At 47.7% G+C, this 14,167-nt stretch carries 14 protein-coding genes; 7 read left to right on the forward strand and 7 right to left on the reverse strand.

What is annotated here, in order from left to right:
* Positions 1-190: 190 nt before the first annotated feature.
* Positions 191-811, reverse strand: a complete 621-nt coding sequence (locus D1B31_RS00005; protein ID WP_118918708.1) for an NAD(P)-dependent oxidoreductase — start codon at positions 809-811, stop codon at positions 191-193.
* A 310-nt stretch (positions 812-1,121) separates the two neighbouring features.
* Here D1B31_RS00005 and D1B31_RS00010 point away from each other — a divergent pair, with 310 nt between their 5' ends.
* Positions 1,122-1,649 carry a GNAT family N-acetyltransferase gene (locus D1B31_RS00010; protein WP_118918709.1) on the forward strand — a complete coding sequence of 176 codons (528 nt, stop codon included), beginning with the start codon at positions 1,122-1,124 and terminating at the stop codon, positions 1,647-1,649.
* A gap of 131 nt (positions 1,650-1,780) precedes the next feature.
* On the opposite strand, the gene clpP is transcribed toward D1B31_RS00010, so the two are convergent.
* Together clpP and D1B31_RS00020 are read right to left on the reverse strand one after the other, a co-directional pair.
* A complete protein-coding gene (gene clpP, locus D1B31_RS00015; RefSeq protein WP_118918710.1) occupies positions 1,781-2,362 on the reverse strand; it encodes an ATP-dependent Clp endopeptidase proteolytic subunit ClpP in 582 nt (193 codons plus the stop codon).
* 18 nt (positions 2,363-2,380) lie between these two features.
* A complete protein-coding gene (locus D1B31_RS00020; RefSeq protein WP_118918711.1) occupies positions 2,381-3,064 on the reverse strand; it encodes a sigma-70 family RNA polymerase sigma factor in 684 nt (227 codons plus the stop codon).
* A gap of 300 nt (positions 3,065-3,364) precedes the next feature.
* Between D1B31_RS00020 and fumC the strand changes: the two genes are divergently transcribed.
* From fumC to D1B31_RS00035, 3 genes are all read left to right on the forward strand, one after another.
* The gene (gene fumC / locus D1B31_RS00025) at positions 3,365-4,741 is read left to right on the forward strand and encodes a class II fumarate hydratase (protein ID WP_118918712.1); all 1,377 of its coding nucleotides are present in this window, start codon (positions 3,365-3,367) and stop codon (positions 4,739-4,741) included.
* Positions 4,742-5,755: 1,014 nt separating this feature from the next.
* Positions 5,756-5,998 carry a hypothetical protein gene (locus D1B31_RS00030; protein WP_118918713.1) on the forward strand — a complete coding sequence of 81 codons (243 nt, stop codon included), beginning with the start codon at positions 5,756-5,758 and terminating at the stop codon, positions 5,996-5,998.
* Between the two features lie 146 nt (positions 5,999-6,144).
* Positions 6,145-6,414, forward strand: a complete 270-nt coding sequence (locus D1B31_RS00035; RefSeq protein WP_118918714.1) for a DUF4190 domain-containing protein — start codon at positions 6,145-6,147, stop codon at positions 6,412-6,414.
* A gap of 116 nt (positions 6,415-6,530) precedes the next feature.
* On the opposite strand, the gene D1B31_RS00040 is transcribed toward D1B31_RS00035, so the two are convergent.
* The 4 genes from D1B31_RS00040 to D1B31_RS00055 form a co-directional block, all read right to left on the reverse strand.
* Positions 6,531-7,643 carry an ABC transporter ATP-binding protein gene (locus D1B31_RS00040; protein WP_118918715.1) on the reverse strand — a complete coding sequence of 371 codons (1,113 nt, stop codon included), beginning with the start codon at positions 7,641-7,643 and terminating at the stop codon, positions 6,531-6,533.
* A 135-nt stretch (positions 7,644-7,778) separates the two neighbouring features.
* Positions 7,779-8,687 carry a PucR family transcriptional regulator gene (locus tag D1B31_RS00045; protein WP_118918716.1) on the reverse strand — a complete coding sequence of 303 codons (909 nt, stop codon included), beginning with the start codon at positions 8,685-8,687 and terminating at the stop codon, positions 7,779-7,781.
* 88 nt (positions 8,688-8,775) lie between these two features.
* Positions 8,776-8,988: a YheE family protein gene (locus tag D1B31_RS00050; RefSeq protein ID WP_118918717.1), complete on the reverse strand. Its 213-nt coding sequence runs from the start codon at positions 8,986-8,988 to the stop codon at positions 8,776-8,778.
* A 52-nt stretch (positions 8,989-9,040) separates the two neighbouring features.
* A complete protein-coding gene (locus tag D1B31_RS00055) occupies positions 9,041-9,346 on the reverse strand; it encodes a hypothetical protein (RefSeq protein WP_118918718.1) in 306 nt (101 codons plus the stop codon).
* Between the two features lie 124 nt (positions 9,347-9,470).
* Between D1B31_RS00055 and recQ the strand changes: the two genes are divergently transcribed.
* The 3 genes from recQ to D1B31_RS00070 all read left to right on the forward strand — a co-directional run bounded on the left by recQ (position 9,471) and on the right by D1B31_RS00070 (position 14,127).
* A complete protein-coding gene (gene recQ / locus D1B31_RS00060; protein ID WP_118918719.1) occupies positions 9,471-11,606 on the forward strand; it encodes a DNA helicase RecQ in 2,136 nt (711 codons plus the stop codon).
* A gap of 91 nt (positions 11,607-11,697) precedes the next feature.
* Positions 11,698-12,486 carry an ABC transporter ATP-binding protein gene (locus tag D1B31_RS00065; RefSeq protein ID WP_118918720.1) on the forward strand — a complete coding sequence of 263 codons (789 nt, stop codon included), beginning with the start codon at positions 11,698-11,700 and terminating at the stop codon, positions 12,484-12,486.
* A 3-nt stretch (positions 12,487-12,489) separates the two neighbouring features.
* Positions 12,490-14,127: a hypothetical protein gene (locus tag D1B31_RS00070; RefSeq protein ID WP_118918721.1), complete on the forward strand. Its 1,638-nt coding sequence runs from the start codon at positions 12,490-12,492 to the stop codon at positions 14,125-14,127.
* Positions 14,128-14,167: the final 40 nt, after the last annotated feature.

Below are 14,167 nucleotides of genomic sequence, written 5' to 3' on the forward strand. Positions count from 1 at the left end.
TATCGTATGCATGAATGATTTTGATTTTATCTTGGAGGGAAAGTGCCCTTTTTGACATAATAAAAACTCCCCTTAAAGTAAACAGATTTTTATTTTTTAATCTGTCTACCTTAAGGGGAGCATATCATTTTCTTCAAGCGTTTTTTCTTTACATTTGATTCTCTTTTGAAAACTGCACAAGTTCATCCTTCTAGTACGTCAGCGCAGCCCGGCAATGCAAGTATTGATCACTTTCTAGTTGTTTGCATGCGAAGTCGGCAGTGTCGTAGATTGAGATGGAAGATGGATTTTCCGGCAGCATATTCCGGCCGACCCGGTAGGTGCCAAGCCGTTCGCCGACCGGCAGGTAAGTCGGGCAGACAGCCGTCCAATCAAGGCCGGACTCTTTGAGGATTAGCCAGGCCTTTAAATGCTCCTCCGCATCCTTCGTCGTTTTCCTGCGAGATTCGGCGGATTGGAACCGGTAAAGCTCCGGTTCTGATCTTGCCTGGGTAATCCCGGCTGTGCTGATGAGAATGATCCGGCGGATGCTGTTTTCCTTCATTGCGTGAATGATATGCGGCATCGAATCGGAAAGTGTTGTTCCGCCTCCCGTATTCAGGGTGCTGATGACGGCATCACAGCCTTTAACTGTAGCACGCACATCGTGTTCATTTATTGCATCACCGTGGAAAATTTTCAGGCGCGGGTTTTTCAACTCCAGTTTATCGGGACTCCGGACAAGCGCGTGAACCCCATGGCCATCCCGAAGATAGTTTTCCAGAATAACTGAGCCAACTCTACCAGTGGCGCCAAACAGACATATTTTCACGAAACGTTCACCTTTCTGTCACGAAAATGAGATATTCCCCCGCTTTTTTCATGGTACTTTTGAAATGAAACACATTTAGAAAAATAGGGGTGTTGGGGATGTTTTCAGTTACACTAACGATTGGCAGTGTCATGATTCTCGTTTATTTTATCGGATATATAATTGCGAAACCATGAATCTGCGGGCAGTTGCCTGCAGGTTTTTATTTTGTCGACTAAACGAACGTATATTCCTATCATCGCCTAAAGAGAAATATTTTGCAAAAGAAAGCCGTGTGGTATTATTTAGAAACAATTGTGGAAGTCAGGGGATGGTAAGAGTGGGTATTAAAATCAGGCAGGAAGTTGCAGAAGATATTCAAGCTGTAGAAGAAGTCATCAAAAGGGCCTTTGCCAACGTCGAAATGAGTGATCAAACAGAACACGAACTTGTTGCGAGATTAAGGAATTCGGAAGCCTTCGTTCCGGAACTCTCGCTAGTCGCGGTCAAAGGTGAGGCTGGCGAAGTTATTGGTCACATCCTGTTTTCAAAAGCAACAATCGGACAGTCGGAAACACTGGCCCTCGCGCCTGTATCCGTTTTGCCGGAGTACCAGAATCAGGGGATTGGCGGGCAATTAATAAACGAAGGGCTGAAGTGGGCAAAAAAAATCGGCTACGGTTCAGTCATCGTCCTCGGCCATCCAGAATACTATCCGAAATTCGGCTTTAAAAAGGCTTCATTATGGGGAGTTAAGGCGCCGTGGGATGTACCCGATGAGGCTTTTATGGCGTTGGAATTGACACCGGCCGCGCTAGAAGGAGTTTTCGGAGTGGTACGCTACTCAGACGCGTTTTAAGTTTTGTTGGAAAGAGGCTAGGTCGTTTATGAGACCCAGCCTCTTTTGGCTGTAATGGCGATTAAAGTGAGATCTAGCGGACAATATGCGTAAAAAAGTAGTCCGTTAAACAACTCAAAGGTTAATCATATTCACTTTTTTCGAATAATCTTATCAATAATCCCATACTCCAAAGCTTCTTCGGCGCTCATAAAATAATCCCGGTCAGTGTCCTTTGCGATTTTTTCGACTGGCTGGCCGGTTCGCTCGGATATGATTTTATTGACATGTTCGCGCAGTTTCAGGATTCTGCGCGCCGAGATTTCGATTTCCGTTGCCTGGCCGCGGGCTCCGCCTAAAGGCTGGTGGATCATGATTTCGCTGTTTGGAAGAGCATATCTTTTTCCCTTTGTTCCCGCCAGCAAAAGCATTGCGCCAAATGAGGCAGCCATCCCGATGCAAATCGTGCTGATGTCGGGTTTGATTAATTGCATCGTGTCAAAAATAGCGAAGCCCGCCGTCGTTGATCCCCCGGGGCTGTTAATATAAATGGAAATATCCTTCTCCGGATTGTCCGCCTCCAAAAAAAGCAGCTGGGCAATGATGCTGTTCGCCACTTGGTCGTTGATTTCATCACCAATCATCACAATCCGGTCCTTCAGAAGCCGTGAATAAATATCATAAGATCGCTCGCCGAGGTTCGATTGTTCAATCACATAAGGCACTGTCGCCATAAAAAGTTCCTCCCTTTGTTAAGCTGCCATGCAGCGATAGCCGAGAGGTGTGCCGGAGTGGTTCGGAAGCGCCAGCTTTGTAACTTTAACCAGAGAGTGAATCCTGTGAACGTTTGAGATTAGCACGGCGGGATCATCTTCCAATAATGCCTCAACCATTAATTCAGACAACAGCTGCCGCTCCTCTTCCTGCCACTCGGCATCCACCGAATGGAGGCGCCGCTCGTTTTCCAACCGTCCCTTTGCCCGGTGGAGAAGCGATTTTACCGAGGTTTCCGTCATCGTAAGCAGCTCTGCTATTTCCTTCGCCTGATAGTTGAATCCTTCTTTCAAAAGGAAAATCACCGCCTGCTTTGGCGTAGTTCTTTCAAGCAAAAGCTTAACAGCATCAAGCCTGCCCTCAACCGAAGAAGAATCAAGCTGGACTGTCTCTTCCGGAAAACCTACAATTTCACGCTTTGCTTTCCGGGCCATGTCAATCCATTGATGGTAGGCTATTTTTTTCAAAAGGGCAGGGCTGATGTCTGCTGGTGCATAATTCTGCAATCCTTTCAGCACAGCGGATTGAAAAAGGTCTTCAGACTCCCAATCGTTTTTCGTCAGGAAGCGGCAATACTTCCGAAGAGAATCAAAGTGCTTTTGCTCCAGTTCAGGCTCGGGCTGTTCACATTTCAAGGCAGGCGGATTCTTGCTGGCTGGCATCTTCGTCACTCCTTTTTCACCACTCTGCCTCTATAACGAAAAACAGGCTGGGAAAGATACGGCAGAGTTCAATTAATTTAATTTATTTTACCACGTATCGCTTTGACAGCCTAAAGTTGGGAACTAAGCCAAGGAGGTTCAGGCTGGCTCTTTTTGCAAAAGAAAAACCTGACAAATAGGCTTGCCTAAGAAAAATAGGGGAAAATGAACAAAGGATGAAGCAAAAGCAGGTCCCGGAATGAGAAATGCTTTTGCCAAAATAAACCCGCCATAAGGGCGGTAAGAATCGGGAGGGGAACGATGGACTACCGGATTGAAAGGGATACACTTGGTGAGGTGAAGGTTCCATTAGACAAGTATTGGGGGGCGCAAACGCAGCGAAGCCTTGAAAATTTCAAAATCAGTACAGAAAAAATGCCGCTTGACTTGATTTACAGCCTAGTAACTGTCAAGCTTGCTGCGGCTATTGCCAACAACGCTTCGGGAAAGCTTGCGGATGAGAAGAAGGATGCGATTGTTCACGTATGCGCGGAAATTCTTGAAGGGAAATACGACGGGCATTTTCCGCTGGTCGTATGGCAGACCGGGAGCGGCACGCAGACAAATATGAATGTAAATGAGGTCATCGCCAACCGCGCGAATGCATTATTGAAAAGTGAGGGCAGCAGCATAACCATTCATCCCAATGATGATGTCAATATGTCGCAAAGCTCGAATGACACTTTTCCGACCGCGATGCATATTGCCGCATACGGAAAAGTCGTGTCAACTTTGCTGCCGGCGCTAGAAAAATTGACCGAAACGTTCCAGCAGAAGGAAAAAGATTATGAAAAACTCATTAAAATCGGCCGGACTCATCTTCAAGATGCAACGCCGCTTACGTTCGGCCAGGAAATCAGCGGCTGGCGGACGATGCTTGAAAAGAGCGGAAGCATGATTAGGGAATCGAGTAAGAGCCTGCTCGATTTGGCGATAGGAGGGACGGCGGTCGGAACAGGGATCAATGCTGATCCCGATTTTGGCGACCAGGTTGCCGAGGTAATTGCCGGGGTGACGGGCCATCCGTTCCGCTCGTCGGACAATAAATTCCATGCGCTCACAAGCCATGATGAAATTGTTTATGTCCACGGCGCATTAAAGGCGCTGGCGGCGGACTTGATGAAGATTGCCAATGATATCCGATGGCTTGCTAGCGGCCCGAGGAGCGGCATTGGTGAAATCACCATCCCGGCGAATGAACCGGGCAGCTCGATCATGCCGGGCAAAGTCAACCCGACCCAAATCGAGGCGCTGACGATGGCGGTATGCCAGGTGTTTGGAAACGACGCAACAATTGGCTTTGCCGCAAGCCAAGGGAATTTCGAATTGAACGTCTTCAAGCCGGTCATCATCGACAATTTCCTACAGTCCGTAAGGCTGCTCGCGGATGGGATGAAGTCGTTCAACAAGAATTGCGCAGTTGGCATCACGGCAAACGAAACGGCCATAAAAGCACAGATGGAGAAGTCTCTCATGCTCGTCACGGCACTTAACCCGCACATCGGGTATGAAAAATCGGCCCAGATCGCCAAACTCGCCTTCAATGAGAACTTGAGCCTGAAGGAAGCGGCTGTCCGGACAGGCTACCTGACCGAGAGAGAATTCGATGAGTGGGTCCGGCCGGAAAACATGGTTTAGGAACTCTCCGGCTTTGCTCCATCCTTGCATGCAAAAATGCCTCCTCGAAACGAGAAGGCATCTTGCTGGTTGGCTGGGCTGGCCGGAATTGCACCGGCGCGCCGGGACAAACGAATGTGCCCAGACTCTAGGAGCCCAATGATCTGTCTTGGCGGACTTGCGAGAGGAAATTGCTACGTAAGTTCGCCAACATTAATGTATTTCAGAGCGTAACATATAAGCGGTTTCTATGCGACATGATTCCGTACCAGCACGGCAATTTTGTCGCATAAGCGGTTTCTATGCGACAGGCTTCCGTACCAGCGCGGCAATGTTGTCGCATAAGCGGTTTCTATGCGACATGCTTCCGTACCAGCACGGCAATTTTGTCGCATAAGCGGTTTCTATGCGACAGGCTTCCGTACCAGCGCGGCAATTTTGTCGCATAAGCGGTTTCTATGCGACAGGCTTCCGTACCAGCACGGCAATTTTGTCGCATAAGCGGTTTCTATGCGACACGATTCCGTACCAGCGCGGCGATGTTGTCGCATAAGCGGTCTCTATGCGACAGGAATCCGTACCAGCGCGGCAATTTTGTCGCATAAGCGGTTTCTATGCGACAGGCTTCCGTAGCAGCGCGGCGATGTTGTCGCATAAGCGGTCTCTATGCGACAGGAATCCGTACCAGCGCGGCAATTTTGTCGCATAAGCGGTTTCTATGCGACAGGAATCCGTACCAGCGCGGCAATTTTGTCGCATAAGCGGTTTCTATGCGACACGATTCCGTACCAGCGCGGCGATGTTGTCGCATAAGCGGTCTCTATGCGACAGGAATCCGTACCAGCGCGGCGATGCTGTCGCATAAGCGCTTGCTATGCGACAACATTCCGTTCCACAGTGACAATATAGTCGCATAAGCGGTTATACATTATTAGTTTGTTCATCAACGCCAACCTTATACGGAAAGCCGGAGGGGAATTTTTGCATAGAAATACCTACTCGGCAAAAACTAACTAAAAAAGGAGGGAATCGGATATGGGCGTCTGTTCGGTCTGCAACGGCCTAAGAAAATTTGAAATAAACTGCGACAACTGTAATGAATTATTGGAAGAGAAGGGGCGGTATATGGACTACTTCGACGACTACAGCCCCTACATGCCCATCGATCAGATGAAACTCGAAGACGGCATACCCGATGACTATAAAAACCGCCAATGCCCCCACCTCTACCGCTGTTCGTCATGCGGAACCGATAGAGTCATCCTTATCAGCGAATAACCTTTTTGACAAAATGAACCATGCCTGCGGTTTCCGGGAGCTCAACTCAGTAGAAAGGGAGAGGTTGCAGTTACCGCATCATTTTTACCAGAATATCGGACCAAAGATAAATAAATATGGTAAAATTATCAAAAGGGGGAGGGGAAATGTCTGAAAAAAATCAAACAAATACTAATGCGGTAATTTCCTTAACGGTTGGTATTCTGTCATTGTTCATACCTTTTATTGGCGTGATTTTGGGGGTTATTGGAATAGTTTGTTCAAGGAAAGCTGTAAAACAAATGAATCAAACAAATGAAAATGGTAGAGGGTTAGCAACAGCTGGATTCATTTGTAGTATTGTTGGAATAATTCTTCAGCTTTTTGTGGTACTTAGTTATGTGGCCTTTTTCTCAGTAACTACTATCAGTGGTTAAATAATAAAAGCAAAAAAAGAGCACGTTGATACCGACCCCCGAAAGTTAGATTTATTACTCTAACTTTCGGGGGTCGGTATCGTTTTGTGCTCTTTTTTAAAGTAAGGTTTCTAAAATTACTTATCCCCAGCTGGGCGGATGCGCTGCTCTGTTTCCACATCGAAGAAATGGACTTTGTTCATGTCAAATGCAAGCTCAAGCTTATCATTTGGATGAATGTCAGAGCGGGAATCTAGGCGCGCGACGAAATCCTGGCCGGCGAGGCTGGAATAAACCATTGTTTCAGCACCTGTCAGCTCGGCAACATCGACAAGCGCATCTATTTTCGAACCGGAAGAAGCATCGATGAAGACTGGCTCATCATGGATGTCTTCAGGACGGACGCCAAGAATAACAGGCTTGCCAACATAGCTCTGCTCGCGAAGGGTTTTCATTTTGCCCTCAGGAACTGCAATCGTGATATCTCCGGCTACGAACTTTCCATCCTCAAGCGAGCCGCGGAAGAAGTTCATCGCTGGTGAACCGATAAAGCCTCCAACGAAAACATTCTCAGGGTTTTCGTATACTTCTTTCGGTGTCCCAACCTGCTGGATCAGCCCGTCCTTCATGACGACAAGGCGGGACGCCATTGTCATCGCTTCCGTCTGGTCGTGCGTTACGTAAATTGTCGTTGTATCAAGGCGGCGGTGCAACTTTGCAATTTCCGCGCGCATCTGGACGCGGAGCTTCGCATCAAGGTTGGAAAGCGGCTCGTCCATGAGGAAGACTTTCGCATCACGGACAATTGCGCGGCCAAGGGCAACACGCTGGCGCTGACCACCGGACAATGCCTTTGGCTTTCGGCTCAGATACGTTTCAAGGCCAAGGATCTTGGCAGCATCTTTTACCTTCTTGTCGATTTCAGCCTTCGGTATCTTGCGGAGCTTCAAGCCGAACGCCATGTTATCGTAAACTGTCATGTGCGGATAAAGGGCGTAGTTCTGGAAAACCATCGCGATATCGCGATCTTTCGGCGCTACATCGTTTACCCTTTTGCCATCAATGTAGAAATCACCCTTTGTGATTTCCTCAAGGCCGGCAATCATCCGAAGAGTCGTAGACTTACCGCAGCCGGACGGACCGACAAACACGATAAACTCCTTATCCTTTATATGAAGATTAAAATCTTCAACAGCCGTAACCTTATTATCATAAACCTTATAAATATGATCCAACTTCAACTCAGCCATTTATAAAAACCTCCCACAAAAAATCTCCTCGCCTTAAGTGTACGCAAAACTAGGCGAAAACGATATGGACAGCCTGCCCAAACATCACCTATCGATTTTTGGGCACACTGCATGGAAAGGCTTTCAATCCCTTTGTTATTCCCTTTTCCGGTCCCGTTCATAGAGCAGGCAGGCGAGGTAGACGGTGAACGCTGAATGGAAATCCTTCAGGCTGACGCCTGTCCTGTCCGTGAATTTATCGATCCGGTACTGGAGAGTATTTCGGTGAATGTACAATTTTTTTGCAGCAAGGCTTGCATTTGAACCGTTCTCAAGAAAGCCTTTTACGGTCAAATACATTTCGTCATCGCTCCTGAATGCTTCCGCAAACTCCCTGTTCAAGGCATCAGCGAGCAGTTCGGGGAGCTCCGATGCAACGTAGGCGGGAAACACCTTTTCAAAGGAATAAAAACCTATTGGACCAATGGCTCTTTTGGCAAAATCAAAATGACGCCGTTCCTCTTGAAAATAATCGGGGAAGCCGGCAGTAACAGGCAGCTGCCTGCCGATATAAGCAGCAGTTTTAAGAAAAAAGTCATTTTCGAAAACATCGGCCATCGATGCGAGATCATTCTCATCGAGCGTGATTTTATCGTGTTCAATGGTTATAGCCCTTGAAGGCCCTTCCCAAACAACAAGAACGTCATCAGGAAAAAAACCTTTAATGGCGGCCTCTAGTTCTTCCCGTTCATAATTGTCCCCGTAAAATTGAACCTGAATAATCCGGACTGCGGAATCTTCCGTCCCGAGCGGCAATGCCCCTTCATGGAAAAGGTAATCCCTCCATTGCTCTAGGAGGGGTGAAAGATTTTCTGCCGGCTCCTCAATCCTTTTGAATAGCGAAGTCAAAAGGTCGACTTCCCTTTCGCTAATCGCCCCAACGGGTATGGCTATCCACTCAGTGGACGTTTCATTTTGAAATAGATAGTATTTGTTATCATCAAGGGCTGGCGGATAATCCGAAATCCACGCCCCTGGATAAAGTTTCATTAAATTCGTGAACATAACCGGTTAGCTCCCACATGAAAAATTTGTCTACCCCAATTATATCAATGAACACCCTGATTGGAAAAAGTGCCAGACACAGCCGGCACTAGCGGTCATACACATGAAAAAGCATGAGTTCGTGAACCATTTTTTCCAGCGCTTTCCGATCAAGTTCAGCGGGCGGGTTCGTCACCCATTCAATCTTTCCGTCTTGAAGGTAATGCCCTGACCGTTTCAGCTTTTTGAAAAAGAACGAAAACTCCCAGCCGGGAAGTTCGGCATTCTTAAATAAAGACTTATATTGGAAATGTGTAAGCATCGCAATTCCCCCTCACTTTATTGTACCCTATAGAGGAAAAGGGGACGAATTCTTAGTGCATCACAGGGCCCAGTTGCCGAAAGATGAAGGCAAAGAGCCAAAGGAGAACGAAAACCGCGGTAACCAGTGAAACCAGCATTTTTACAGGGGCGGCCTTCCAAGCGGAGCGCAATCCTGGCAGGGCTTGCAGTGAAAAGGTTGCCAGAAACACGGCGAAAGGAATCCAGTCCAAAAACGATTTCCGGTGCGAGCCGTCGAGCGCATTGGAAATGGTCCAAGAAAAAAAGGTGAAAAATGCAATAGCATGGATAGCGCAAATGAAGATGAACAGCAGCCATGTCTGTCTTTTCAAAAACATATGAAAAACTCCCTTTGTTTAGTTGTTCTATTATTATGTGAAGAATGGCGTATTGGACAGCGAAAACCTACGATTTTTCCGATATAATAAAAAATAAAGACATGTATAGAAAGAAGGGTTATGTTTGTTGCAAAAAGCGAATGACCTTTTGAAAACATATTTTGGCTACCCTGCCTTCCGGGAAGGGCAGGAGAGCGCGATTTCAGCAGTGCTTGAAAGAAAAAACACGCTTTGTGTCATGCCGACTGGCGGCGGGAAGTCTGTCTGCTACCAGATTCCGGCGCTGATGCTTCCGGGGACGACCGTCGTCATTTCCCCGCTTATTTCATTAATGAAGGACCAAGTAGATTCACTTGTCCAATTGGGCATTGATGCTACTTATATTAATAGTTCGCTTACCAACCAAGAGGCGAGTGAACGGATGGAGGATGCCGCCGCCGGAAGGTACAAGCTCCTTTATATTGCTCCGGAACGTCTCGAGTCTCCTTATTTTACTGGCCAGCTAGGTAAAATGGACATCCCCCTCATCGCCGTCGATGAAGCACACTGTATTTCACAGTGGGGCCATGATTTCCGGCCGAGCTACCGCCATATTACAAAAATGGTCGACGGCCTGGCAGGGGAGCCGGTCATGCTGGCCTTGACCGCAACCGCCACGCCAATGGTCAGGGAAGATATATGCAGTTCGCTCGGAATCCGAAAAGACCATGAGGTGATTACAGGTTTTGAACGAAAAAACCTTTCCTTCTCAGTTGTAAAAGGGCAGGACCGGGGGAAGTACCTAAAGAACTTTTTGAAGCAAAACAAAAGTGAGACGGGGATCATTTACGCCGCCACAAGGAAAACGGTTGACCAGCTGTATGAAAACTTGAAAAAAGGCGGACTTTCGGTTTCCCGTTATCACGCCGGGATGAGCGATGCCGATAGATACAGTGAACAAGACCGCTTCCTTCGCGATGAATCCGCTGTAATGGTCGCGACGTCAGCATTCGGAATGGGCATTGATAAAAGCAATATCCGCTATGTCATTCATTATCAGCTGCCGCGGAATATGGAGAGCTACTATCAGGAAGCGGGCCGTGCCGGACGGGATGGACTGCCGAGCTCCTGCACTGTCCTCTATTCACCGCAGGATATCCAGGTCCAGCGCTTTTTGATCGAGCAGTCAATCGAGCCCAACAGGGCGGCGGCCGAGCTTGAAAAGCTGCAAGGAATGGCGGACTACTGCCATACCGAAAGCTGTCTCCAGGAAACCATCCTTCGCTATTTCGGAGAGACGGAAACAGAACCGTGCGGCCGTTGCGGCAATTGCACCGACACAAGGGAAAGCGAGGATGTAACGAAGGAAGCGCAAATGGTCCTGTCGTGCATCATCCGGATGGGCCAGCGATTTGGCAAGGCGATTACTGCCCAGGTATTGACCGGTTCGCAAAATAAAAAGATCCTTGAATTCGGCTTCGATAAACTTTCGACTTACGGGATTATGGAAAACTGGTCGGCCAAGGATGCGGGAAGTTTAATAGAATTCCTCATTTCTGAAGACATGATTGGTGTGGAGCATGGAACGTTTCCGACGATCTATGTCGCAGCGAAAGGGAAGGAAGTGTTAAAAGGCCTCCGGCAGGTTCACAGAAAGGCTGCCGTCCGTTCCGCGGAAATATCTACAAAGGATCCGCTTTTCGAGGAACTGCGGGCGTTACGGAAACAGCTTGCCGATGAGGCGAGCGTCCCGCCATTTGTCATTTTCTCGGACGCCTCTTTAAAAGACATGTGCCTGAAGCTGCCGCAAGCAAATGACGAATTCCTTGATGTCAGCGGGGTTGGCGCAGCAAAGCTTGAGAAATTTGGAGACCTCTTTATCACGGCTATTGAAAAGTTTATGGAGGAACATCCGGACCGACAGGCCATTTTTGCAAAAGGCGATTCTCCCAAAAAACGTCCTGCAGCGAAACCAACGAGCGATTCTCACCTTGAGACACACAAGCTGCACCTTGAAGGCATGGGTGTGGAAGAAATCGCAAACGTGCGCGGACTTGCCATCAGCACTGTGGAAAACCACTTGATGTCCTGCCACCAGCAGGGGATGCCCGTCCAGTTTGAAAAACTCGTACCTGAGGAATTCATTCCGTTACTCGAAAAGGCAGTCGAAGAAGCAGGAAGGGAAAAACTGAAGCCGATCAAGGAGCTTATGCCAGAAGAAGTTACCTACTTTATGATTAAAGTCTATCTGATTATGGAGAAAAGCCGCATGCTATCTTAGCATGCGGCTCTCAATTTTTCCTCCAACTTTTGTAAATCCGGCTCTTCTGTGTGTTAAAATATTCCTAGAATAACAGAAACGGGGGATCCTTATTTTACATACCGCAGGAGTTGTACTTGCCCTGAAAGGCCTAAAGAAAAATTATGGAGCGAAGGAAGTCCTAAAAGGCATTGACTTAACCGTTACGGGTGGGCAAATTATCGGCTATATCGGGCCGAACGGAGCCGGGAAAAGCACAACAATCAAGCTGCTCCTTGGCCTTGAGGAAGACTATCAAGGTGAAATTGAAATCTTTGGGCAAAAGCTTAATCCAGGAGATTATGATTATAAAAGAAAAATAGGTTATGTACCTGAGATTGCCGAGTTATATGACAATCTAACCGCAATCGAATACTTGACGTTTACGGGGGAGCTTTATGGGATGGAGGCATCAAGAGTCGAAATCAAAGCAAAACGGCTCATGCGCGCATTCGGGCTCGACAATGTCTTTTATAGCCGAATTTCATCCTTTTCAAAAGGGATGAAACAGAAGGTGATGATCATTTCCAGCCTGCTCCATGATCCGGAGCTTCTGTTTCTCGATGAACCGCTGAGCGGACTGGATGCCAATTCTGTGATGATTTTTAAAGAAATCCTTTCACAGCTTGCTGCAAGTGGAAAGACCATTTTCTATTCTTCTCACATCATGGATGTTGTTGAAAAAATCAGCAACCGGATTATTCTGATCAATGGTGGCAAAATTGTCGCCGACGGCAGTTTCGAAGAGCTGAAGGAGCAGAACATTGAGGGCTCACTTGAACAAATTTTCAACCAGCTGACCGGCTTTGACGAATTTAGGGAGTTGGCAGGGGAATTTGTCTCCATTGTCCGGGAGGTGTAGCCGTTGGATGACTTCAGAACGCTGAAGCTGCTTGACAAGGGAAAATGGGTATTTGAGAAACTCGGCGCTGATTATCCAGTCTTGCGGAAAATCCTCGCCATGAAACTGACGATGGACCAAAGAAGAGTTCCGACCATCCTTGGCGGGGCAAGGAGGAAGCAGGAAGACCCTTCCAAGGAAGAGAACCGCTTCATGAAGTCGCTATGGGTTTATTCGATTTTCGGCTTGCTGCTGCTGCCGCTCATTCTTTTGGGCGAGCATTATCTTGTTCAAATGACAATCTTTTTTGCGATTTTGATGTTTATTATTATGACATCGCTTGTATCCGACTTTTCAGCCGTGCTTCTCGACTTGAGGGACAGGCATATTTTATTGGCCAAACCGGTGGGAAGGAAAACGCTCAGCCTTGCAAAAGCAGTCCATGTCGCCATTTATTTATTTTTCCTGACCGGATCGCTTGCGGCCATCCCGCTTATTGCCGGGCTGATCAGGCATGGCCCAGTCTTTTTTCTAGTCTTCCTCGTGGCATTGTTTTTTGCGGATTTATTGATTCTCGCGGCAACGGCAATGGTGTATTATTTTATCCTCCGTTTTTTCGATGGGGAAAAGCTGCGGGATGTCATTAATTATGTTCAAATTCTCTTGTCTGTTTCACTCGCGCTCGGATATCAGCTTGTCGGCAGATCATTTGAACTCATTCAGGGAGAAAAGGCGGTTTCACCGCAATGGTGGCAGGCGTTGCTTCCGCCTGCTTGGTTTGGCTCTTTGTTTGAAGCGGGGCTGAACGGGTTTTGGGCACCCGAGCTTGCACTGTTTGCATTATTGGCCATTGCCTTTCCGATAGCGGCATTCGCGCTTTATATCAAACTGATGCCCTCCTTCGAAGGCAAGATGCAAAAGCTATCTTCGGGAAGCGGTCCGAGCCGGGTGAAAGTACCTGAACTGGATACGACACTATCGAGGATCATCTGCCCGAACAGGGAAGAGCGGGCTTTCTACCGCTTTGCTGCGGCGATGATGAAAACAGAGCGCGATTTCAGGCTTAAAGTGTACCCATCGATTGGCCTGTCGGTTGTACTTCCCGTAATTTTGATTTTAAACCGGCTTCAATGGGACTCTTTTGAAAGCCTGGCCGCCAGTAAACATTACTTATCAATCTATATGGCGGCCATTGTCATCCCGACCTCGATCATCATGCTGAAATATTCGGGACGCTATAAAGCATCCTGGCTATTCCAGACCGCGCCGCTCAGATCCAATTCATTCCTGTACAGCGGAACGTTGAAAGCGTTCCTTGTTCGGCTATTTCTGCCGGTTTTCGCGCTGACCGGAATCATTTTCTGCGGCATATTCGGTTTGAAAATCCTGCCGGATATCGTCGGCGTGTTCCTTGCATCGATTTTCTACTGTGTCATTTGCACGTTTTTGCTGAAAGGGTCGCTGCCTTTTTCGGAGTCATTCGAAGCAAGCCAGGAAAGCGAAGGCTGGAAAACAATCATATATCTCATTCCAATCTTCGTGCTAATGGGCATCCACTATTTGTTTACTCTCTTTCAGTACGGCAATTATCTCTTTGTGCTGCTCATGCTTTTGGCAGCCTCTGTTTCATGGCGGATTGCGGGGCGGAAGATTTGGACCTAGGCAAAAGAAAAGCTGCAGGCACATGGAGTGTCCGCAGCTT

It is taken from the genome of Neobacillus notoginsengisoli (assembly GCF_003515685.1).
GTDB lineage: Bacteria > Bacillota > Bacilli > Bacillales > Cytobacillaceae > Bacillus_D > Bacillus_D notoginsengisoli.